We start from the raw sequence: 22,297 nt of genomic DNA, 5'->3' as shown, positions 1-22,297 counted from the left end.
ACCAGGCAGCTCCTGAACTTGTTACAAGGATTTTCGGGGGAAGCACGGCGCTGTCGAGGCTGCAGGCGTAGTCATGATGACAGATACCCCCGCGCACCCAGGCTTTATCTCCTTGCAAGGCATCGGCAAAAGCTATCAGCTGGCCGGTCAACACCTGTCGATTCTCAATGATGTATGCCTGGCCATCGAAACCGGTGACAGCTGCGGCATCCTCGGCGCCTCCGGCTCCGGCAAAAGTACCCTGCTCAATATTCTCGGCCTGCTGGATTTGCCCGACTGCGGCCAGTACCGCTTTGCCGGCCATGACATCTTCAGCGCCAGCCCCGATCAACTGGCGGCGATCCGCAATCAGCAGATCGGTTTCGTCTTCCAGAGCTTCAACCTGCTGCCACGCCTCAGTGCCCTGGACAACGTCGCCCTGCCCCTGAGCTACCGCGGCGTGTCACGCCACGACTCGGTGGAACAGGCCCTGCGCATGCTCGACCAGGTGGGCCTGGCCGAGCGCGCCCACCATCGCCCGGCCGACCTTTCCGGCGGCCAGCGCCAACGGGTCGCCATCGCCCGGGCATTGGTCGGCAATCCGTCGGTGATCCTCGCCGACGAGCCCACCGGCAACCTCGACAGCACCACCGCCCAGGAGATCATGGACCTGTTGCTGGCGCTCAATCGCGAGCAGCAGGTGACGCTGATCATCGTCACCCACGACCCGCACATTGCCGAACGCCTGAATCGCAAGATCCTGGTGCGCAATGGTGTGGTGCAAGAGGCCGGGCGCCTATGAGCCTGCGGGTCGAACAAAGCCTGAGCCAATTGCTGCACGAGGCGTTTGTCAGCCTGCGCACCCTGGGCAAGCGCTCGATCCTGGCCTTGCTGGGCATCGTCATCGGCAGTTCCTCGGTGGTGGCGCTGATCAATATCGGGCACAACGCCGCCGAAGACGCGGCGATGATTTTCAAGGACATGGGCACCGACACCCTGGTGGCGCAATTCCCGCCCAGGGGTGCCAGCACTGCGCAAATGCCCGCCAGCCTGGACCTGGAAGCCGTGCGCCGCAGCGTTCCCGGCATTGCCCATATCGGTGCGGTCTCGCTGTTCAGCGGGCCAGTGGTGTTCCATGGCCGTACCTGGAACGCAAGCCTCGTCGGCAGTACGCCGGACCTCAAGGATGCCATGCGCCTGTCGGTGCGCGACGGGCGCTTCCTGTCGAGTTTCGATGCTGGGGAAACCTATGCGGTCGTCGGTGACCAGGTCGTCCAGGCCTTGAGCGTGCCCGGCGACCCGCTGCAACTGGGCGACCGGGTACGTATCAACGATTACCTGTTCCTGATCGTGGGCATTCTGCACAGCCAGCCCCGGGCAATGCTGATTCCCGTACAGGCCAACGAATCGCTGTTCGTCCCCGCCCCGGGCATGCGCCGGATCTACGCCAGCCCGCAAATCGGCAACGTGATCATCCGTGCCACCCCCGGCCAGGATATGGAACGCCTCGCCCATGACTCAGCCGTGGCACTGCGAGCCCAGCTCACCGACCACGATGTCGACATTCAGGTGCCCCAGCAAATGATCGATGGCATGACCCGCCAAAGCCGGACCTTCGCCTACCTGCTGCTGGCCCTGGGCGCGATCTCCCTGGTGGGCGGCGGCGTCGGCGTGATGAACGTGATGCTGATGAACGTCTCGGAGCGGCGCCGGGAAATCGGGATTCGCATGGCCCTCGGGGCGCGCCAGCGCGACATTCGCAACCTGTTCCTGCTGGAAGCCGTGACCCTGACCGCCGTGGGTGCGGTATGCGGCGCGGTACTGGGCATGACCGCCGCGTACCTGTATGCCAGGCTGTCCGGCTGGCAGTTTTCCCTGGCGATGGCCGCGCTGCCGCTCGGGGTCGGCAGCACGTTGCTGGTAGGGCTGTTTTTCGGGATCTATCCGGCGGTGTCGGCCTCGCGGCTGCAGCCGGTGGAGGCCCTGCGCGATGAATAAACGCCTGCTGTTGTTGACCGCCTTGGTAAGCCTGCACAGCGTGGCCGCCGACGTGGTGATTCGCCCCTCCGCACCCAGTACCACCCGCAGTGGCTATGAACGCAGCGTGTCGCTGAATGCCCAGTCCACCACCCTGACCCTGGGGGATGCGGTGTACCTGGGCCTGCGCAACAACCCGGCGATTCGCAGCGCGTACCTGCAACGGGTGGCGCAGAAATTCGACCTGCGGGTAGCTGAAGACACGTTCAACCCCAAGCTGACCCTGAACAGCTACTACCGCACGACTAAAGGCACTGAAGACAGCTCCCGCAACGCTAACCTCGCGCCTAATGCCACCTTGCTCGGTGAGTACGGCACGCGCCTGAGCATGAACTGGACCCAGCAACTGAACAACGCCGATCGCGCCGGGCGCTACCGCAGCGACGGCCTCGACCTGTCACTGATCCAACCGCTGATGCGCGGTGCCGGCTGGGACGCCACCACCGCCCCGCTGCGCCTGTCACGCCTGTCGGAACAGGCCAACCGCCTGAACCTCAAGGCCAACGTGGCGCAAACCATCAGCAACATCATCGCCACCTACCGCGAGTTGCTGCGGGCCCAGGAACAACTGAGCATCGTGCAGGACGCCCTCAAGCGCTCCGGCACCTTGCTTGAAGTGAACAAGGCGCTGATCAGCGCCGGGCGTATGGCCGAGTTCGAGATTGTGCAGACCGAAGCCGATATCGCCACCCAGCAACTGGGGGTGGAAGAAGCCCAGAACCAACTGGACACCAGCCGCCTGGCCCTGCTGCGCCTGCTGGCCCTCGACCTGTCGACACCGATCCGCGCCACCGAGGCCCTTGAAGCCAGGCCCATGGACATCGATAAACGCCAGGCTTTCGTGCTGGCGCAGAACCAGCAGCCGGAATACCTCGCCACCCTGCTCGGCAGCCAGCAGGCCGACCTCAACCTGGTGATCGCCAAGGACTCCGGCCGCTGGCAAGTGGACCTGGTGGCCGGTGCCAACCAGATTCGGGCCGCCACCAATGACGATAACGGCTACAACAGCAACCGGCGCTGGGACAGCTACGCGGGCGTGCAGGTGCAGATTCCCATCGGCGACATCAGCACTCGCCAGGCCGAGGTGCACGCGCGGGTCGATGTGGAAAACCAGGAGATCATCATCGCCGACGCCCGCCAGCAACTGGAGCGCGACGTCAACGATGTGGTGCGCGACCTGGGCACTCGCTGGCGCCAGTATGAAATTTCCCAGCGGGCGGTAGAGTTGTCCAAGCGCAAGATCGAAATCGAACGGGAAAAACTCAGCGCCGGGCGCTCCACGAACTTCCAGGTATTGAGTTTCGAAACCGACCTGCGCAACGCCGAGAACTCGCGGCTCAATGCGCTGATTGCCTATTTGAACGCCCAGACTCAGCTCGACTTGACCTTGGGCATGACGCTGGAAAGTTGGGAAATCGCCCTCAATGACTACTAATAAGAAGCGCCTGTTGGGCGCCGTGTTGATTGTGCTGGTGGCTGGCGTCGGCATTTCGCTGCTCAGCCGTCAAAGCCCGGCCGCCAACCAGCCCGGCAACGCCGACCAGTGGCTGGCGGTGAAGGTCGACCCGCTGGTGCATCAGATCGGCCTGGTGGGCAAGATCGAGCCTGACACCACCATCACCCTCACCGCGCCGTTCGACGGTAATGTGCAGGCCAACCTGGTGGAACAGGGCCAGCGGGTCGAGGCCGGGCAGGTGCTGCTGCGCATGGACCCGGCCACCCTCGAAGTGCAACTGCGCGACGCCCTCTCCGCCCAGCTCAAGGCCCGGCGCACGGTGCAGGAAATGCAGGACTGGGACAGCGGCCAGCAAGTCGGGCGCGCCCGCCGCACCCTGCGCACTGCCGAAATGACCGCCAGCAACACCCAGCGCAAACTCACCGAAAGCGAAAACCTGTTCAAGCGCGGCATCATCCCGCGCAACGAACTCGACGACCTGAAACAACAGGCCACCCAGCAACAACTCGACCTGACGGCCGCCCGCGCTGAGCTGCAACAGACCGTTGAACAAGGCAAGGGCGAATACCGGCAGATCGCCGATATGGAGCTGACCAACGCCACGGTGAAATATGAAGCCCTGCGCACCCTGCTCGATGGCAAGGAGGTCAAGGCACCGTTCTCCGGCATTGTGGTGCCGGCGCCGGGCAGTAATTCATCGACCCAGGGCGGCGGGGGCAATAACGCGCCGGTGCAGGCCGGGAGCAAGGTCAGCCAGGGCCAGGTGCTGTTTGGACTGGCGAATATCGAGAAACTGAAAATCGTCGCCAAGGTGTCGGAGCTGGACATCAACCAGTTGCACCAAGGGCAGGCGGTGGAGGTGATGGGCGACGGGTTTGATGGGGAACGGCTGACGGGATCGGTCAGCGTGGTCAGTGGCTTGGCGATTGCCAGCGACAGCCAGGGCAGCGCGCAGTTTCCGGTGACCCTGTCGATTCCCAAGCTGACCCCACAACAGTTGCAACGGGTAAGGTTGGGGATGAGTGCGCGGTTGACCATTGTGACCTACAACAATGACCAGGCGATTGTCGTACCGGCCCAGGCGATCAGTCGCGGGGATGGGGTGATGACGGTGGAATATCGGGCAGCGATGGATAAACCGGTGGAGCGGGTGACGGTGACCACCGGGCAGTCGACGGCCCAGGGGGTTGAAGTGTTTGGGTTGAAGCCCGGGTTTGTGAAGGTCGGTCCATGAACCCGACCTGTAGGAGCTGGCTTGCCCGAGATAGCAATCTCTCAGTTGATAAAGATGCAGCTGACCCACCGCTATCGCAGGCAAGCCAGCTCCCACATTAGATTCAGAGGTGTGCCAACCTCGCGGCCAGCGCCTTGGCCTGAATCGCGACATCCGTCACTGCGGTACTTTCCCACCACATCCCGCGCAACGGCGGGCCCATGGCAAACAGCCGCCGGCTGACATTCCCGTGGGCATCCAGCACCGCCCCCGACACATCCGCCGCAATCCCCAACGCCAACGGCCCGGGCTGAATCAGCCCGCGCTTGAGCAACTGCCTGGGCAACGGCCGGGCCACGCGCCGCCAGTCATATTCAATCCCGCTGGAGTTGATCAGCGCTGCCCCCGACACCTGCACCACATCCTGCTCTCCACGATGACGCAGGCGGATCGTCACCTCACCTTGCGAAGGCACCAGCCCCTTGTACGAAGCCGCCCGGATCCGCAGCCGCCCTTCCCCATGCAACCGCGCCACCAACTCGGCACTCAACGGCGGCGAACGGTGGTGGTGGCTTTCCCACCAGGGCCGCACATGCCGCACGAACTGACGTTTCTCGCCCTCGCTGGCCTGGCTCCACAACCGCCCGATGTTGGCACGCACGGTGTCCAGCGGCGCTTGCCAGTCAATCCCCTGCTCCAGCGCGAGCCGGCATTGGCGCCGCACCTCCCGCAGCAATTGCCGGGGGCTGCGCAGGCTGTGGTCTTCTCCCAGGAAGTCGACCCAGGCCGGCGGCTGCCGACGGACATGGGGCAACAGGCCGTGGCGCGAAAAAATCTCGATGGGCCCGCGATGGCCGGCCTGTTCCAGGGACACCACGGCGTCCACCATGGTCAGCCCGGAACCGATGATCAGCACGGTGGATTGCGGGTCCAGTTGGGTCATGGCCGGTACATCCCACGGGTCGACGGCAGCGGCATTCAAGCCGCTGGATTCGGTCTGTGGCGTGCGTGCCGCCGGGAACATGCCGGTGGCCAATACCGCACAGGCACCGCGCAGTTGCTGGCCGTCGCTCAAGGTCAGCCGCGTGGCGTGTTCATCCACCTCAAGGTCTGTCACCTCGGCGCGAATGTGCTCGACGGTCGACGCGGAAATCGCCTTGGCCTCGGCCAGCCGCTGCTGCGCGTACAGGCCAAAAATCCCGCGGGGCGGAAACAGTTCGCTGATGGGCACGTGCTGCTGGTCCGACTCGGGCCAGCCGCCGCCGGCGATGTAGGCGGTCAGCCACTGGGTCAGGTCATCGGCGTTGTCCGGGTCGACGCTCATGCGCGCGGCGTTGCCGTTCAAGGTGTGCCCAAGCTCTACCGCACTGTAGGCCTCGCCGCGCCCCAGTTCCTGGCGCGGCTCGATCACCAGGATCTGCCGCGTGCCCGGCAGGCGCAGCAACTGCACCGCCAGCATCGTCCCGCTCAGGCCGCCGCCGACAATCAGCACATCGGCGTTGCGAATGGCGCTCGTCGCCTGTCCGCGTTCGGTTTCACTCATGAAATTGCGCCCTTACTGTCTGCCTGAATGGTTGTGGTAAAAATCGCCCCGTGCAGTATCCAGCACATCCACCCGGGACGCCTAGTTCAGCCCGACTGCGGGAAGCCCAGGCTCTGGCCGCTAATCAGCCATTGCTCCAGCACCGTCGCCAGGCCGCCTTGCCAATGGGTGCTTTCCCCGCTCCACAATTCGGTCTTGCCCGAAGGCTGCCACCAGCGACAGAGCCGTTGTGAGGTGTCCACAGGGTCGATCCGTCGCACCATCGCCAACGTCTGGAGCCCAGGGACATACGCGTGGGTAGGCCGGATGCGCCACACTTGTTGCTGCAGGGCAGCGGGCTCGAGGTCATCCGCCAGGGTCAGGATCTGGCCACCGATCACCTGGGCGGCCAGGGCCAGCAGCAATAGGCCGGGTTCGAAGGCACCGCTGAGGGCCAGCCGCGACTGCTCGGTAAAGCCCTGCTGACGCAAGCCATCAGCCAGGCGCTCGACATCCCGCAACGCATCGATCCAGCGCCAGGCATACCACTGGCCGTCACGCTTGTGGCGCAGGGCGCTGTGCAACGGGGTCACTTGTGCCCAATGGCGCAACTGCGCCAACGCCTCGGGCAACACCGTAACCCGTTCGGCGGGCCATTCCACATCCAGCGCAAGTTCAAGTTCATGCACGCTCATAGGGTGATGCTCCTATTGGTGAAACAAGCATGCGGTGGTCCGCTGGCCGGATTTATGTGGGCGGCGGTGGGACGGCTCGACTCGCTCGCGAAAACGGTGCGTCAGGCAACATCAATGCTGAATGTCAGTCCGCATTCGCGAGCAAGCCCGCTCCCACATTTGTTTTATGTACACCCGACAAATCACGATAGCTGGCCCCCGGATGGTTGTCCGCCAACCGCGCGCCGTCCCCAAACAATTTCTCCCGCAGGGTGCCCTGGGCATATTCGGTCTTGTACACGCCGCGCTTCTGCAACTCCGGCACCAGCAACTCGACCGCGTCGATAAAGGTCTCGTGGGTCAGTGCATAGGCCAGGTTGAAGCCGTCCACATCGGTCTCTTCAACCCATTCCTGCAACAGATCGGCCACGGTTTCCGGGCCGCCGACGAACAGCGGGCCGAAGCCGCCGATGCCGACCCAGTCTGCCAGTTCATTCGGGGTCCAGACCTTGTTCGGGTCGGCAGTGGAGAAGGCTTCCACCGCCGATTGAATGGCGTTGGTATGCACATGCTTGAGGGGTTCATCGGGCTTGAACTGGCTGAAGTCGATGCCGGTCCAGCCGGAGATCAGGGCCATCGCGCCTTCGTAGCTGACATAGGATTTGTATTCGTCGAACTTGGCCTTGGCCTTGGCATCGGTCTCGCCAACGATCACCGTCTGCAAGTTGAAGATCAGGATTTTCTTCGGATCACGGCCTGCCTCAGCCGCACGGCGGCGGATATCGGCAACGGTTTTCTTCAGCAGCACTTTCGATGGTGCGGCAACGAACACGCATTCGGCCTGTTCGGCGGCGAACTGTTTGCCACGGCTCGACGCCCCGGCCTGGTACAGCACCGGCGTGCGTTGTGGCGACGGTTCGCACAGGTGAATGCCGGGCACCTGGAAGTGTTTGCCGACGTGGCGGATCTCGTGGATCTTGCTCGGGTCGCTGAAGATCCGCCGTTCGCGGTCGCGTAACACCGCGCCCTCTTCCCAGCTGCCTTCCCAGAGCTTGTAGCAAACCTCCAGGTATTCCTCGGCGTAGTCGTAGCGCGCATCGTGTTCGGTCTGGGCTTTCTGGCCGAGGTTCTTCGCGCCGCTTTCCAGGTACGAGGTGACGATGTTCCAGCCGACGCGGCCCTTGGTCAGGTGGTCGAGGGTGGAAAGGCGCCGGGCGAACGGGTACGGGTGTTCGAAGGACAGTGAAGCGGTGAGGCCAAAACCCAGGTGTTCGGTGACCAGCGCCATGGGTGCGATCAGCGACAGCGGGTCGTTGACCGGCACCTGGGTCGCCTGGCGAATCGCTGCGTCACCGTTGCCGTTATAGACGTCGTAGATGCCCAGCACGTCGGCGATGAACAGGCCGTCGAACTTGCCGCGCTCGAGAATTTTTGCCAGGTCGGTCCAGTATTCCAGGTCCTTGTACTGCCATGAGCGGTCACGCGGGTGGGCCCACAGGCCCGGCGACTGGTGGCCGACACAGTTCATGTCGAAGGCATTCAAACGGATTTCACGAGGCATTAAACGTTACTCCGGGGGGCGACACCGTTGAGGTGGTAGTTGCCGACAATCTGGTATTTCCAGCGCAGGGGATCATCAAGGGTCGGCGGCAGCGCAGTACGCTGGCCGGTGAGTTCGAATTCGGCGTTGCTGACAGCGATGAGGGCCTCGGCAGCCGCTATCTGGGCTTCTGTGAGGGCCACCGGGCATGGGTGGGTTTCGGCACGCTCAAACAAAGCAGCCGCTACCTCCACGCGAATCTGCAAATCGCCAAAGCGGCTGATCACGTAGGGGTCATCACTTTTCTCGACAAAGCGCCGGGTGCTTTCCAGCAGTTGGCGCGCCTGATTCAGTGCGGTCATGGATGCAGCTCCTCAGTTCCAGGCATGGCGTGCGGGCTTGACGCCGTTGAGCACGAAGTTGCCGATCAGGTGGTATTTCCAGCGGGCCGGGTCGTGCAGGGTGTGGGTACGTGCGTTGCGCCAGAAGCGGTCGAGGTTGTGCTTGCCGGACACCGAGCGGGTGCCGGCCAGTTCGAAGAGTTTGCTGCTGGCGAGCAAGGCGGTTTCCGCCGACAGCACTTTGGCCTGGGCGACGACCAACGAGGCATTGGCCACGGTGTCTTCGTTGGGGTTGGCCAGGGCCTGGTCGACGGCAATGCCGGCCTTGGCGAGGATCGCTTCGGTGCCGTGGACCCGCCATTCCAGGTCGCCGATGGCGGCGATGGTGAACGGGTCTTGCCAGCCGTGATCCTGCTGGCTGTCGATCCAGGGCCGGGCCTGGCGTGCATGAATCTTGGCTTGTTCCAGGGCCCCGAGGGCGATGCCGGTGTCGACGGCCGCCTGGATGATCTGCGAAATCGGGCCGTTGGCGGTGGGTTGGTCGAAGGCCTGGTGCGCGGGGATCACCGCACTCAGCGGCACCTTCACACCGTCGAGGGTCACGCCGCCGCTGGCGGTGGTGCGCTGGCCGAAGCCGTCCCAGCTGTCGATCACTTGCAGGCCCGGCGCGTCCCGTTCGACAAATGCGATGAACGCCTGGTCCTTTTCGTTGACGCCCACCGTCGGCACGATATGGGCGAACAGTGCGCCGGTGCAGTAGAACTTCTCGCCGTTGATGTACGCACTGTCGCCGTCAAAGCGCACTTGTGTGTCAAACGTGCCGGCGTTCTTGCTCTTGGCTTCGGAGAAGGCATTGCCGAACCGATAGCCCAGCAGGACCTTGGCGAAGTAGTGCTGCTTTTGCTCCTCGCTGGCGGTTTGCAGGAGGATGTCGACGACGCCCAGGTGGTTCTGCGGAATCTGCCCCAGGGACGGGTCGGCGGCGGAGATCAGCTTGATCACCTCGGCCACCGTCACATAGGACACTCCCGCGCCGCCGTAGGCCTTGGGAATGGTGATGCCCCACAGGCCACTGGCAGAGAATTCGTCCAGCTCGGCCACCGGCAGGCGTCGCTCGCGGTCGCGCACGCCGGCGTCCACGGCAAAACGCTTGGCCAACTCGGTGGCAACCGCAATGGCCTCGGCGTCCGAACGGATGATGTGGGCAGGTTGTAGGGGTTGGGCTGACATGGGCCGACTCCAGGCTCCAGAGAGATACTGGAGTGATTGCAGGAGTCGTGCCCGAATGCAATGTGCAATGAAATCAGCGGGTTGCCGGTATATCAGGGAAGTCGTTGGCGGTTCAAAACAGCAAAGTGTCCAACCACTGTTGCACTGCCAACAGTTGATCATCCGGGAGCAAGGCCCCGTGGTGGCTTTCAATACCGGCGACACTGACTTCGGTATTGAAAGCCAACTCACTACCACTCAGGCATCGGCAGGACGGTCGTCCACGATATAAAAACTATGGTCAGAAAGGCGCTCGTCATGTCCATCTTGACGCACGCCATATTTTGCCTCCACCACCTCACGGCGGAAGACAATACCGTTCACAACATCTTTGTATTGGTGCTCCAGCGACTTTACCTCGATGTGACCAAACAGCAAGCCGTTCCCCCTGACCGTCCACCTGATTGTTTGCCCAATGGCCAGGCCCGGGTACGCGGGAATAATGATCGAGGCTTGCCCACCCTGCATCTCGGGATAATTCACATGGTTCCCGTGAGAGGGATTAATGCGTGGACGGGGAAGCAATTCACTACTCTTGATGTGCTTTGAGTCTTGCGCTGTCATCAGTGTGCTCTCCATTTAGTGAAGCCAACTGCCCCTTCCGCCCGCGCTCCGATTGAGCCAGTTCTCTGAGCAGTAACTCCCACACTAGATTCAATCCAACGCTGATGTAAGCTGTGAAATCTGACAGTTGACAACACTCAAAGCCAAGAGTCTTAAATCACCACGTTGCGCACAAACCGCACCGCCACGTCGCCGTCATTGCGATAGGCATGAAGGTAGCGGCTGGCGAACATCAGGAACTCACCGGTGGCGACGTTTTTTTCCTCATCCCCCAGCACCAGCGTCAGGGTGCCTTCGAACACAAACAACTGCACGCTCCAACCCTCGGGGTCCGGTTCAGGCATGTAGCGATCGCCGGGCTCCAGGCGCATCTCCCATAGTTCCACCTCGCGACGCGCGGTGGCCTTGGCCAGCAGCACGGCTTTGCTGCCGGGGATGTCACCGGCCCAGGCCAGTTCGTTGATACGGCTGTGATCAGCGGCATCCGGGGCCTGGATCAAGTCGCTGAAGGCCACGTCCAGGGCTTCGGCCACCCGGTCGAGGGTCGACAGGCTGACGTTTTTCTCCCCCGCCTCGATTGCCACCAGCATGCGCCGGCTGACGCCGGATTTTTCGGACAGCGCCGTCTGGCTCAACTCAGCCGCATGGCGCAGGCGCCGAACGTTCTGGCTGACGTGTTGCAGGACCGAGGCCCGTTGCGGATTTTCTTTGTGCACTATATTGCTCACAGGGTGGGGTTGCGCAGTATACTGCCCAGCTTGCGGCGCATTGTGCGGTCCGCGCCCTTCCTGTGCAAGACCGAGCCGCCATGACCACCTCCCCATTGTTTTCCCGTTTCAGCAAAGCCGAATGTGTATTGGTGGTGATCACCATGTTTTGGGGCGGCACCTTTTTGCTGGTGCAGCACGCCATGGCGGTCAGCGGCCCGATGTTTTTCGTCGGCCTGCGTTTTGCTGCAGCGGCGCTCATCGTCGGGGCGTTCTCATTCCGCAGCCTGCGGAACCTGACGCTGTTTGAATTGAAGGCTGGCTGCTTTATCGGTGTGGCGATCATGTTCGGCTACGGTTTGCAGACCATTGGCTTGCAGACGATCCTGAGCAGCCAGTCGGCATTTATTACTGCGCTGTATGTGCCATTCGTGCCGCTGCTGCAATGGCTGGTACTGGGACGGCGGCCGGGGTTGATGCCGAGCATCGGCATCATGCTCGCGTTTACCGGGCTGATGCTGCTGACCGGCCCGGCCGGGGCATCATTGAATTTCAGCCCCGGTGAAATCGCCACGTTGATCGGTGCGGTAGCAATTGCCGCCGAGATCATCCTGATCAGCGCCTTTGCCGGGCAGGTGGATGTACGCCGGGTAACGGTGGTGCAACTGGCCACGGCGTCGGTGCTGTCGTTCCTGATGGTGGTGCCGATGGGCGAGGCGCTGCCGGGGTTTTCCTGGTTGCTGCTGTTCAGCGCGGTGGGCCTGGGGCTGACCAGCGCGGTGATTCAGGTGGCGATGAACTGGGCGCAGAAAAGCGTCTCGCCGACTCGCGCCACGCTGATTTATGCCGGGGAGCCGGTGTGGGCCGGCGTGGTCGGGCGGATTGCCGGGGAGCGCTTCCCGCCGATTGCCATGGTGGGCGCGGCGTTGATCGTGGCGGCGGTGATTGTCAGTGAGATGAAAACCCGCCGGCAGCGGCTCGCCGAGCCCCAGGCCGAACTGGAACATGAAAACCAGGGTTAAGCGGCCTCAGAGGCGCAACTCACCGTCCAGGTTGATGGCCTGCAGGAACGCCTCGTCATGGGACACCACGATCAGCGCGCCCTGGTACTGATTGAGCATTTGCTCCAGGGCAATCCGGCTGGGCAAATCCAGATGGTTGTCGGGTTCGTCCAGCAACAACAATTGCGGCGGATGCTCGGCGTAGAGCTGTGCGGCCAGGGCAATTTTCAGACGCTCGCCGCCGCTCAGTTGGCAGGTGTCGAGCATCGCGCGGTCAGCATCAATGCCCATTTGCGCCAGCCGTGTACGCGCTTCGCTTTGCGCCAGTAGCGGATTACTTTCGTAAAGCCATTGCACCGCCGTGCGCTCGGGGTGCTCCAGCCCGGCGTGTTGGTCCAGCCAGCCGATATGGCAACTGCGCGCCAACTCACCGGCAGCCACCGGCAACTGGCCGGCAATCACCCGCAGCAGGGTCGACTTGCCACTGCCATTGGCTCCCAGGATCGCCATGCGCGTCGGGCCGGTCAGGGTGAGATTGATCGGCGCCGGGCTGCCAAACGGCAACACCACGTCGTTCAACTGCAGCACCAGCTTGCCCTGGGGCACCACGCTTTCCGGCGACAGCATCATGCGCTGGATCTCGGGCGCACACCGCGCACGCGCCTCGGCGATCCGTTGCTGTTGCTGCTCACGCGCCAGCTGCTGGTTGAGGCGCAACTTGCCCTGGCTGTTTTCACTGCGCTCTTTCTGGGCGTTGGTGATCAGTTTGGTCTGGTTGCCATCCCGGGCCTGGCGGTCGCCCCGGGCATTGCGGCGCTGCTGACGCTCCATCTGGATGACCGCTTCACGCTGCTCACGTTTGGCGTGCGCGCGCTCCCCCTGCAACGCCGACTGGAACGCCTGCTGCTCCTGCTCCCGTGTCGCCGCATAGTGGCTGTAATTACCGCCGTAGACCGCCAAGCCCTTGGGCGACAGTTCGACAATCTCGTCCATGTGCTCCAGCAGCCCGCGATCATGGCTGATCAGCACCAGGCCGCCGGGCCAGCGATCAATCTGCTGGGCAAGCTTGTGCTGCTGATCGATGTCCAGGTGGTTGCTGGGCTCATCGAGGATCAACCAGTCTGCCCTCGACAACCAGGCGCCCAGCAAAGCGACGCGCTGGCGTTCGCCGCCACTGAGGGCCGCGGTTGGCGAGTCGGCAGTCAAGTGCCCCAGGCCGATTTGCTCCAGGGCCGCCGCCAGTCGAGGCGCGCAATCCCATTGATCAACGGCCAGTGCATGGTCCTGTTCGTCCACGCTGCCCTCGGCGATGCGCGCCAACGCCGCCAGCACTTGGTCGACACCTGCCAGCGCCGCCACGCTGGGATAGTGTTCGGGCTCCAGCAGTTGCGTCACCGCGTACACACTGCCCTCACGGCGCACATGCCCGCGGGTGGGCTGCAGGGTGCCCGCGAGCATTGCGCCCAACAAGGACTTGCCAGTCCCGTTGGCCCCCACGAGGCCGGTCGCCCGGGCGCTGAAGGCATGGTTCAGGTTGTCGAACAGGCTGCGTCCATCCGGCAGGCTGCAGGCGACATGGTCAAGGTGGAGCAATCGCTGGGTCATCACACGTCCTTATGCAACAGGCTGAAAAAAACCTCTGAACAGCATACCTGCCCTGGATACGGGCATTGAAACAATGCCAAACAGCCTTTTTCAGCCTACCTTGTAGGATCCTGCCACATCTTGCCGTTTGGTGATCAAGATTCCGGCACGTATGATGCATCCCAAACTCCCGCAGATTAGAAGCCTATGTCCCTGATAGTTCTACTGCTTCTGCCTTTTATCGGCAGCTGTCTGGCGGCCTTGCTGCCGCACAACGCACGCAACACAGAGTCCCTGCTGGCCGGCCTTGTGGCCCTGGTCGGGACGGTTCAAGTCGCCCTGCTCTACCCCCAGATCGCCCACGGTGGCGTGATACGTGAAGAATTCATGTGGTTGCCCAGCCTCGGGCTGAACTTCGTATTGCGCATGGACGGTTTTGCCTGGTTGTTCTCGATGCTGGTGCTGGGCATCGGGACCCTGGTGTCGCTGTACGCCCGGTATTACATGTCGCCGGAAGACCCGGTGCCGCGCTTCTTCGCGTTTTTCCTGGCCTTCATGGGTGCGATGCTTGGCCTGGTGATCTCCGGCAACCTGATCCAGATCGTGTTTTTCTGGGAACTCACCAGCCTGTTCTCGTTCCTGCTGATCGGCTACTGGCACCACCGCGCCGATGCCCGGCGTGGCGCCTATATGGCGCTGATGGTCACCGGCGCGGGCGGCTTGTGCCTGCTGGCGGGGGTGATGCTGCTCGGGCATATCGTCGGCAGCTACGACCTGGATCAGGTCCTGGCTGCCGGTGATCAGATCCGTGCCCATTCGTTGTACCCGATCATGCTCGCCCTGGTGCTGATCGGCGCCCTGAGCAAAAGCGCGCAATTCCCCTTCCACTTCTGGCTGCCCCACGCCATGGCTGCACCGACGCCGGTGTCGGCCTACCTGCACTCGGCAACGATGGTGAAGGCCGGCGTGTTCCTGCTGGCCCGCCTGTGGCCGTCGCTGTCCGGCAGCGAAGAGTGGTTCTGGATTGTCGGCGGTGCCGGCGCCATTACCCTGCTGCTCGGCGCTTATTGCGCCATGTTCCAGAACGACCTCAAGGGCCTGCTGGCCTACTCCACCATCAGCCACCTCGGGCTGATCACCTTGCTGCTGGGCCTCAACAGCCCGCTGGCCGCTGTCGCCGCCGTATTCCATATCCTTAACCACGCCACTTTCAAGGCGTCGCTGTTCATGGCGGCGGGAATCATCGACCACGAAAGCGGCACCCGTGACATCCGCAAGCTCAGCGGCCTGTTCAAGCTGATTCCGTTTACCGCCACCCTGGCGATGGTCGCCAGTGCGTCCATGGCCGGCGTGCCGCTGCTCAACGGTTTCCTGTCCAAGGAAATGTTCTTCGCCGAGACCGTGTTCATCTCCGCCACCGCCTGGGTGGAAATCGCCCTGCCGGTCATCGCCACCATCGCCGGTACCTTCAGCGTGGCCTATGCCCTGCGCTTTACCGTGGATGTGTTCTTCGGCACCAAGGCCACCAACCTGCCCCACACCCCGCACGAGCCGCCACGCTGGATGCGTGCGCCGGTGGAGTTGCTGGTGTTTACCTGCCTGCTGGTGGGGATTTTCCCGGCCCAGGTGGTCGGTTCGATCCTCGCCGCAGCGGCCCTGCCGGTGGTCGGCGGCGAACTGCCGGAATACAGCCTCGCCATCTGGCACGGCTGGAACGCGCCAATGATCATGAGCCTGGTGGCCATGTCCGGCGGTGTCGTGCTCTATCTGCTGCTGCGCAAGCAACTCAAGTTGGGCCGCTTCAAATACCCGCCGATCATCAGCTACTTCAATGGCAAGCGCGGCTTCGAGCGCTGCCTGGTGGTGATGATGCGCGGGGTGCGCAAGATCGAAAAACGCATCAGCACCAAACGCCTGCAAACCCAGCTGTTCCTGCTGGTGCTGGCGGCGGTGATCGCCGGGTTGATCCCGATGCTCTACAGCGGCATCAGTTGGGGCGACCGGCCGAAGATCCCGGGCTCCATCGTGTTCGTCACCCTGTGGCTGCTGGCAATCGCCTGCGCCCTGGGCGCCGCCTGGCAAGCCAAGTACCACCGGCTGGCAGCCCTGACCATGGTCAGCGTGTGCGGGATGGTGACCTGCGTGACCTTCGTCTGGTTCTCGGCGCCAGACCTGGCGCTGACGCAACTGGTGGTGGAAGTGGTCACCACCGTGCTGATCCTGCTGGGCCTGCGCTGGCTGCCACGGCGGATCGAAGAAGTTTCCCCACTGCCCAGCTCGCTGCGCAAGGCACGCATCCGCCGCCTGCGGGACTTCCTGCTGTCCACCGTGGTCGGTGGCGGCATGGCGCTGCTCTCCTACGCGATGCTGACCCGCCAGACGCCCAACGACATCTCCTCCTTCTACCTCAGCCGTGCCCTGCCAGAAGGCGGTGGCAGCAATGTGGTGAACGTGATGCTGGTGGACTTCCGGGGCTTCGACACCCTGGGAGAAATCACCGTGCTCGGCGCCGTGGCGCTGACCGTCTACGCCCTGCTGCGCCGCTTCCGCCCGTCGAAGGAAAGCATGGAACTGCCCGCGCAACAGCGCCAACTGGCACCCGACGTGGCCACCGACCTGATCAACCCGCGCCAGGCCAGCGACACCGCCCTGGGCTTCATGATGGTGCCGGCGGTGCTGGTGCGCCTGCTGCTGCCGATTGCCCTGGTTGTCTCGTTCTACCTGTTCATGCGTGGGCACAACCAACCGGGCGGCGGGTTTGTCGCCGGTCTGGTGATGTCCGTCGCGTTCATCCTGCAATACATGGTCGCCGGTACCCAGTGGGTCGAGGCGCAGATGAGCCTGCGGCCGATGCGCTGGATGGGTTTTGGCTTGTTGTCGGCAACCCTGACCGGGCTGGGCGCACTGCTCGCCGGCTACCCGTTCCTCACCACGCACACCTGGCACTTCAGCCTGCCGGTGCTGGGGGACATCCACGTCGCCAGCGCGCTGTTCTTCGACGTCGGTGTGTACGCCATGGTGGTCGGCTCGACCTTGCTGATGCTCACCGCCCTCGGCCACCAATCGGTGCGCGCCCATAAACCCAGCAACCAGGCGAAAGCCGTTGCCAGCCCAGGAGGAGCCGCCTGATGGAAGAAGTCATCGCAATTGCCATTGGGGTCCTGGCGGCCTCCGGCGTCTGGCTGATCCTGCGGCCACGGACGTTCCAGGTGGTGATGGGCCTGTGCCTGCTCTCCTACGGGGTCAACCTGTTCATCTTCAGCATGGGCAGCCTGTTTATCGGCAAGGAGCCGATCATCAAGGATGGCGTGCCGCAAGACTTGCTCAACTACACCGATCCGCTGCCCCAGGCCCTGGTGCTGACGGCAATCGTGATCAGCTTCGCCATGACCGCACTGTTCCTGGTGGTGCTGCTGGCATCCCGGGGCCTGACCGGCACTGACCATGTGGACGGCCGGGAGCCCAAGGAATGACCTGGATGAATCAACTGATCATCGCGCCGATCCTGCTGCCGTTGCTGACCGCCGCGCTGATGCTGATGCTCGGCGAGAAGCACCGCCCGCTCAAGGCGCGGATCAACCTGTTCTCCAGCATGGTGGGCCTGGGCATCGCCGTGCTGTTGCTGTACTGGACCCAGAAAGGCGGCCCCGGCTCCATCGGTGTGTACCTGCCGGGCAACTGGCAGGTGCCGTTCGGCATCGTGCTGGTGGTGGACCAACTCTCGGCGATGATGCTGGTGCTCACCGGGATCATCGGCGTCAGCGCCCTGCTGTTCGCCATGGCCCGTTGGGACCGCGCCGGCACCAGTTTCCATGCGCTGTTCCAGATTCAGCTGATGGGCCTGTATGGCGCCTTCCTGACCGCCGACCTGTTCAACCTGTTCGTGTTTTTCGAAGTGCTGCTGGCGGCGTCCTACGGCCTGATGCTCCACGGTTCCGGCCGGGCGCGGGTGTCGGCGGGGCTGCATTACATCTCGATCAACCTGCTGGCCTCGACCTTGTTCCTGATTGGCGCGGCGCTGATCTATGGCGTCACCGGTACCTTGAACTTTGCCGATCTGGCACTGAAAATCCCCCTGGTGCCGGAAGCCGATCGCGGCCTGCTGCATGCCGGTGCGGGCATCCTCGCCGTCGCCTTCCTGGCCAAGGCCGGGATGTGGCCGCTGAACTTCTGGCTGGCGCCTGCCTACTCCTCGGCCAGTGCGCCAGTGGCGGCGATGTTTGCGATCATGACCAAGGTCGGCGTGTACACCGTGCTGCGTCTGTGGAACCTGCTGTTCTCCGGCCAGGCGGGCGCCTCGGCGCTGTTCGGTGGCGACTGGCTGATCTACGGCGGCATGGCGACCATCGTCTGCGCGGCGCTGGCGATGATTGCCGCGCAACGCCTGGAACGCATGGCCAGCCTGAGCATTCTGGTGTCCGCCGGGATCCTGCTGTCGGCGGTGGGTTTTGCCCAGCCAAGCCTGACCGCCGGGGCGCTGTTTTATCTGGTCAGCTCCACCCTGGCGCTGAGTGCGCTGTTCCTGCTGGCCGAATTGATCGAGCGTTCGCGCTCGGCCAACGACATGCCCCTGGACGACGAAATCGAAGCCCTGCCCAAGGCCATGGAATCCCTGCATCCACCGCCCGGCACCAACCTCGACGATGAACAGAAAGCCGTGGTCGGCCAGGTGATTCCCTGGACGGTGGCGTTCCTCGGCCTGAGTTTTATCGCCTGCGCCCTGCTGATCATCGGCATGCCGCCGCTGTCCGGGTTTATCGGCAAGCTCAGCCTGCTCAGCGCCTTGATCAACCCGTTGGGCCTGGGCAATGCCATCGACGAACCGGTGCGTCCGGCCGCCTGGGGCCTGGTGGCACTGCTGATCTTCTCCGGCCTGGCTTCGCTGATCGCCTTCGCCCGCCTCGGCATCCAGCGCTTCTGGACCCCGGAAGAACGTCCATCGTCGCTGCTGCGCCGCTTCGAATGCGTGCCGATTTTCTTCCTGCTGGGCCTGAGCATCGCCCTGACGTTCAAGGCCGAGCCGCTGATGCGCTATACCCAGGCGGCCGCCGAGAGCCTGAACAACCCGGAACACTATGTGATGGCGGTCATGGCGACGCGTCCGGTGCCGAGCCCTGAAGCCAAGGCCGCCGCCCTGGAGGTGCAGCCATGAAGCGCCTGTTCCCTGCCCCGTGGCTGTCATTGGCATTGTGGTTGTTGTGGCTGGTGTTGAACCTGTCCGTCAGCCCCGGCAACCTGCTGCTGGGGGCAATCCTCGGCTTTGCCGCACCGCTGATGATGGCGCCGTTGCGCCCGCTGCCGATCCGCATCCGCCGCCCGGGGGTGATCATCCGTTTGTTCTTCCTGGTGGGACGTGACGTGATCATCTCCAACCTCGCCGTGGCCTGGGGCATCCTGACCTGCGGCTCGCGCCCACCGCGTTCGCGCTTTATCAAGATCCCCCTGGACCTGCGGGATGCCAACGGCCTGGCCGTGCTGGCGATGATCACCAGCGTGACGCCGGGCACCGTATGGTCGGAACTGGCCCTGGACCGCAGCGTCCTGCTGATCCACGTGTTCGACCTGGATGACGAAGCGCAGTTTATCGAGCACTTCAAACACGCCTACGAACGGCCCCTGATGGAGATCTTCGAATGAGCGCCCTGCTCTCCAATGCGATCCTGTTCAGCCTGTTCCTGTTCTCCCTGGCCATGGTGCTGACCCTGGTGCGCCTGTTCAAAGGCCCGTCGGCCCAGGACCGGGTGCTGGCGCTGGATTACCTGTACATCCTGGCCATGCTGATGATGCTGGTGCTGGGTATTCGGTATGCCAGTGACACGTATTTTGAAGCGGCGCTGTTGATTGCGCTGTTTGGTTTTGTGGGGTCGTTTGCCCTGGCGAAATTCCTGCTGCGTGGGGAGGTGATCGAATGATCAATGTCGATGTGTTGCCGCTGTGGGTTGAAGTGATCGTCGCGGTATTGTTGGTGCTTAGCAGCCTGTTTGCGCTGATTGGGGCGATTGGGTTGTTGCGGATGAAAGACTTCTTCCAGCGCATGCACCCGCCGGCGTTGGCCTCGACCTTGGGCGCCTGGTGTGTGGCGCTGGCCTCGATCATCTACTTTTCGGTGCTCAAGTCCGGGCCGGTGTTGCACGGTTGGTTGATCCCGATCCTGCTGTCGATCACAGTGCCGGTGACCACATTGCTGCTGGCACGCACCGCGTTGTTCCGCAAGCGCATGGCCGGGGATGATGTGCCGGCTGAAGTCAGCAGCCGTCGCACTGACAGCGGCAGCTGATCCCCACAGGCGCCGCAGTGGTGAAATTCGTTCTCCAATAGAATCCATAAAATAGAACCTCAATCGCTAATCCCGGTATCGGGATCACTTTATGAGGTTCTCCCCCATGGCATTCACTCCCCTTGTCCAGGCCCATCTCGACGCGTGGGTTGCCTGCGCCGCTGACTTCGGCCCATTTCTCACGGGCCAGGAAACCACCCTCACCCTCAATGAGCAGCGCAAGGCTTATGAGCAGGTGCTTTGTTCCCATCCGATTCCCGCCGGTGTCAGCTTTTGTGACGTCGATATGGGTGGCGTACCGGGCATGATGGTCGTGCCGGATGGGTTTGAGGGTGACCGGGTGCTGCTTTACATCCACGGCGGTGGTTATGTCGGCGGCAGTCCGCGGGGCTACCTGGGCCTTGCCGGCCACTTCGCAAAACTGCTGGGTGCAAAAGTCTACCTGCCCGACTACCGCCTGGCGCCCGAGCATCCGTTCCCCGTACCTATTGATGATACGTTGCAGGCTTATCGCTGGCTGCTCGACCAGGGCAATGACCCCAGGTCCATCGTGTTCTCGGGCGATTCGGCCGGCGGCGCAATGGTGGTGTCGGTGATGGTCAAGGCCCGCAACGCAGGCCTGCCACTGCCTGCCGGGGGCGCCGCCTTGTCGCCGTGGGCCAACCTGGAACACACCGGCGCCTCCATCGACAACCGTGACGGCCTCGACCCGCAAGCCTCCCGCCTGGGGCTGACGCTGCTTGCAAAAGCGTTTCTCAACGGCGCGCTGCCGAATGATCCCGATGCATCGCCGGTGTTCGCGGACGTCCGGGGATTGCCGCCCATTCTGGTGCAGATCGGCGAAAACGAAGTCATGCTCAGCGACGCCATGCGCCTGGCCACCCACCTGGGGGAAAACCGGGTACGCGTGTCGCTGGAGGTTTGGCCCGGGATGTTTCATGTCTGGCATTTGTTTGCGGCAATCTTGCCCGAAGGCATGCAGGCCGTGGCGAATGCGGCGTTGTTTCTGGACCAGGCAATACGTGGCAGCCGTAGCGCTTGAGGGGTTGCCCAGAGCGCGGGAAAGGTAGCGCTCCTGCCGATAACTATCTGTCACCTGGGGCCCCACCGCTCCACCTACCTTTATCGGACAACGTATCCCGATACAGGTAATGATCATGTATACCCATTCCGATGCACTGACCACGCTGTTTGATTTGCTCAACTCGCTGAATGCGCTGATTTCACATTTGACGAGCCAGCAACAGGCAGCCAAGCAGCGGGGTCTCGAGTTGTATCAACTCGGTGAATTCGAAGAGTGCGAAATCCACCTGACCATCTCCGCCTCGGCCGGCGATGCGCCGTCCCAATACGCCCTGGGCGAAGCCATCCGGCGCCGGGTCGGCAGTGTCGACCCCGAGGCCCAGGCGTGGTACCGCCTGGCCGCCGCCCAGGATCATGTGTACGCCCTGATGCGCCTGGGTGGCGAAACCAACCTGGCCAAGGCCAAGGCCCTCGCCCAGGCAGGTGCCGATGCTGGCGACGGCGCAGCGATGCTGCAGCTGTATGAACTGACCAAAGATCGCTCGTGGCTGAGAAAGGCAGGTGATGCCGGCTGCGCCGAGGCCTATTACATTGCGGCGCTGTTGTACGACAAAAACCCGGAGGCCAGTGACAACCGCGACTCCATGCTCAGGTATGCGGCCTTCAAGGGCTTCCCGCCAGCGATGAAGTGGCTGGCCAACATGCAGACCTACTACCGCAACCTCTCCTACCAGCGCATACACCTGGAAAAACGGCTGGCGCTGAATGACCTTGATGGCGTCATGACCTATGCCGGTGCGCTCGGCGGGTTCGATATCGATGAAAGTGGCACCAACCGCTATCACTACCCCGAGAACAAAATCCACGCCTATGGGCTCTACTGGCTGGTCATGGACAGTACCCGGCAAAACCCACGGCACGCCGATGCCGCAGGCTACCTGCAACAACTGGCCAGCGCGCTGACTGCCGAAGAAATGGAAACAGCCAAGGCGTATGGCCGCCAGTGGAAAACCGAGCACCCGGCGCTGTCGGAGTTCAGGTTGACCTACAGCGACCTGAAATGACCGGCGTCTGATGAAGGATTCGAGAGCACATCCGGCAGTTAAAGAT

At 63.1% G+C, this 22,297-nt stretch carries 20 protein-coding genes and 1 pseudogene; 13 read left to right on the top strand and 8 right to left on the bottom strand.

What is annotated here, in order from left to right:
• Window positions 1-73 precede the first annotated feature (73 nt).
• Genes A462_RS25365 through A462_RS25380 form a run of 4 tightly spaced genes read left to right on the top strand, consistent with a single transcriptional unit; the run spans window position 74 to window position 4,706 of the window.
• Window positions 74-781 carry an ABC transporter ATP-binding protein gene (locus A462_RS25365; RefSeq protein ID WP_023658970.1) on the top strand — a complete coding sequence of 236 codons (708 nt, stop codon included), beginning with the start codon at window positions 74-76 and terminating at the stop codon, window positions 779-781.
• Entirely contained in the window at window positions 778-1,977 is a 1,200-nt protein-coding gene (locus tag A462_RS25370) for an ABC transporter permease (protein ID WP_008432461.1), read from the top strand. The genes A462_RS25365 and A462_RS25370 overlap by 4 nt, the downstream gene beginning before the upstream one ends.
• Window positions 1,970-3,451, top strand: coding sequence for a TolC family protein (locus tag A462_RS25375; RefSeq protein ID WP_008432459.1), 1,482 nt, complete (start codon window positions 1,970-1,972; stop codon window positions 3,449-3,451). Before A462_RS25370 ends, A462_RS25375 begins: the two co-directional genes overlap by 8 nt.
• Window positions 3,441-4,706 carry an efflux RND transporter periplasmic adaptor subunit gene (locus tag A462_RS25380; protein WP_008432457.1) on the top strand — a complete coding sequence of 422 codons (1,266 nt, stop codon included), beginning with the start codon at window positions 3,441-3,443 and terminating at the stop codon, window positions 4,704-4,706. Before A462_RS25375 ends, A462_RS25380 begins: the two co-directional genes overlap by 11 nt.
• A gap of 103 nt (window positions 4,707-4,809) precedes the next feature.
• Here A462_RS25380 and A462_RS25385 read toward each other — a convergent pair whose 3' ends face one another.
• The 7 genes and pseudogenes from A462_RS25385 to A462_RS25415 form a co-directional block, all read right to left on the bottom strand.
• Window positions 4,810-6,228 (bottom strand): FAD/NAD(P)-binding protein, encoded by a 1,419-nt coding sequence (locus A462_RS25385; protein WP_003211731.1) that lies wholly within the window; start codon window positions 6,226-6,228, stop codon window positions 4,810-4,812.
• Window positions 6,229-6,320: 92 nt separating this feature from the next.
• Window positions 6,321-6,902, bottom strand: a pseudogene (locus A462_RS25390) (AMP-binding protein); the annotation flags it as partial.
• A 124-nt stretch (window positions 6,903-7,026) separates the two neighbouring features.
• Window positions 7,027-8,442 (bottom strand): LLM class flavin-dependent oxidoreductase, encoded by a 1,416-nt coding sequence (locus A462_RS25395; RefSeq protein ID WP_003211735.1) that lies wholly within the window; start codon window positions 8,440-8,442, stop codon window positions 7,027-7,029.
• Window positions 8,442-8,783, bottom strand: a complete 342-nt coding sequence (locus A462_RS25400) for an acyl-CoA dehydrogenase (RefSeq protein ID WP_008432452.1) — start codon at window positions 8,781-8,783, stop codon at window positions 8,442-8,444. The genes A462_RS25395 and A462_RS25400 overlap by 1 nt, the downstream gene beginning before the upstream one ends.
• A gap of 12 nt (window positions 8,784-8,795) precedes the next feature.
• On the bottom strand, window positions 8,796-9,992 hold the full coding sequence (locus A462_RS25405) for an SfnB family sulfur acquisition oxidoreductase (RefSeq protein ID WP_003211739.1): 1,197 nt from the start codon (window positions 9,990-9,992) through the stop codon (window positions 8,796-8,798).
• 237 nt (window positions 9,993-10,229) lie between these two features.
• Window positions 10,230-10,595, bottom strand: a complete 366-nt coding sequence (locus A462_RS25410) for a hypothetical protein (protein WP_008432450.1) — start codon at window positions 10,593-10,595, stop codon at window positions 10,230-10,232.
• Window positions 10,596-10,747: 152 nt separating this feature from the next.
• Window positions 10,748-11,311 carry a helix-turn-helix domain-containing protein gene (locus tag A462_RS25415; protein ID WP_003211741.1) on the bottom strand — a complete coding sequence of 188 codons (564 nt, stop codon included), beginning with the start codon at window positions 11,309-11,311 and terminating at the stop codon, window positions 10,748-10,750.
• 92 nt (window positions 11,312-11,403) lie between these two features.
• Here A462_RS25415 and A462_RS25420 point away from each other — a divergent pair, with 92 nt between their 5' ends.
• Window positions 11,404-12,324: a DMT family transporter gene (locus A462_RS25420; protein WP_008432448.1), complete on the top strand. Its 921-nt coding sequence runs from the start codon at window positions 11,404-11,406 to the stop codon at window positions 12,322-12,324.
• A 6-nt stretch (window positions 12,325-12,330) separates the two neighbouring features.
• Here A462_RS25420 and A462_RS25425 read toward each other — a convergent pair whose 3' ends face one another.
• Complete coding sequence (locus A462_RS25425) at window positions 12,331-13,908, bottom strand: ABC-F family ATP-binding cassette domain-containing protein (protein WP_008432446.1); 1,578 nt, start codon at window positions 13,906-13,908, stop codon at window positions 12,331-12,333.
• 186 nt (window positions 13,909-14,094) lie between these two features.
• Here A462_RS25425 and A462_RS25430 point away from each other — a divergent pair, with 186 nt between their 5' ends.
• The 8 genes from A462_RS25430 to A462_RS25465 all read left to right on the top strand — a co-directional run bounded on the left by A462_RS25430 (window position 14,095) and on the right by A462_RS25465 (window position 22,251).
• Complete coding sequence (locus tag A462_RS25430; protein WP_008432443.1) at window positions 14,095-17,016, top strand: monovalent cation/H+ antiporter subunit A; 2,922 nt, start codon at window positions 14,095-14,097, stop codon at window positions 17,014-17,016.
• Window positions 17,016-17,360 carry a Na+/H+ antiporter subunit C gene (locus tag A462_RS25435; RefSeq protein WP_003192163.1) on the top strand — a complete coding sequence of 115 codons (345 nt, stop codon included), beginning with the start codon at window positions 17,016-17,018 and terminating at the stop codon, window positions 17,358-17,360. Before A462_RS25430 ends, A462_RS25435 begins: the two co-directional genes overlap by 1 nt.
• A complete protein-coding gene (locus A462_RS25440; RefSeq protein ID WP_008432441.1) occupies window positions 17,357-19,039 on the top strand; it encodes a monovalent cation/H+ antiporter subunit D in 1,683 nt (560 codons plus the stop codon). Before A462_RS25435 ends, A462_RS25440 begins: the two co-directional genes overlap by 4 nt.
• On the top strand, window positions 19,036-19,524 hold the full coding sequence (locus A462_RS25445) for a Na+/H+ antiporter subunit E (protein ID WP_003211750.1): 489 nt from the start codon (window positions 19,036-19,038) through the stop codon (window positions 19,522-19,524). The genes A462_RS25440 and A462_RS25445 overlap by 4 nt, the downstream gene beginning before the upstream one ends.
• Window positions 19,521-19,799 carry a K+/H+ antiporter subunit F gene (locus A462_RS25450; protein ID WP_003211751.1) on the top strand — a complete coding sequence of 93 codons (279 nt, stop codon included), beginning with the start codon at window positions 19,521-19,523 and terminating at the stop codon, window positions 19,797-19,799. Before A462_RS25445 ends, A462_RS25450 begins: the two co-directional genes overlap by 4 nt.
• Window positions 19,796-20,164 (top strand): Na+/H+ antiporter subunit G, encoded by a 369-nt coding sequence (locus A462_RS25455; protein WP_003211753.1) that lies wholly within the window; start codon window positions 19,796-19,798, stop codon window positions 20,162-20,164. Before A462_RS25450 ends, A462_RS25455 begins: the two co-directional genes overlap by 4 nt.
• 106 nt (window positions 20,165-20,270) lie before the next feature.
• Complete coding sequence (locus tag A462_RS25460; RefSeq protein ID WP_003211755.1) at window positions 20,271-21,206, top strand: alpha/beta hydrolase; 936 nt, start codon at window positions 20,271-20,273, stop codon at window positions 21,204-21,206.
• A 115-nt stretch (window positions 21,207-21,321) separates the two neighbouring features.
• Complete coding sequence (locus tag A462_RS25465) at window positions 21,322-22,251, top strand: hypothetical protein (protein ID WP_008432438.1); 930 nt, start codon at window positions 21,322-21,324, stop codon at window positions 22,249-22,251.
• Window positions 22,252-22,297 lie beyond the last annotated feature (46 nt).

It is taken from the genome of Pseudomonas sp. Ag1, assembly GCF_000278565.1.
GTDB lineage: Bacteria > Pseudomonadota > Gammaproteobacteria > Pseudomonadales > Pseudomonadaceae > Aquipseudomonas.
Note: the sequence above shows the minus strand (reverse complement) of the source record. Positions and strands in the feature narration are given on the sequence as shown.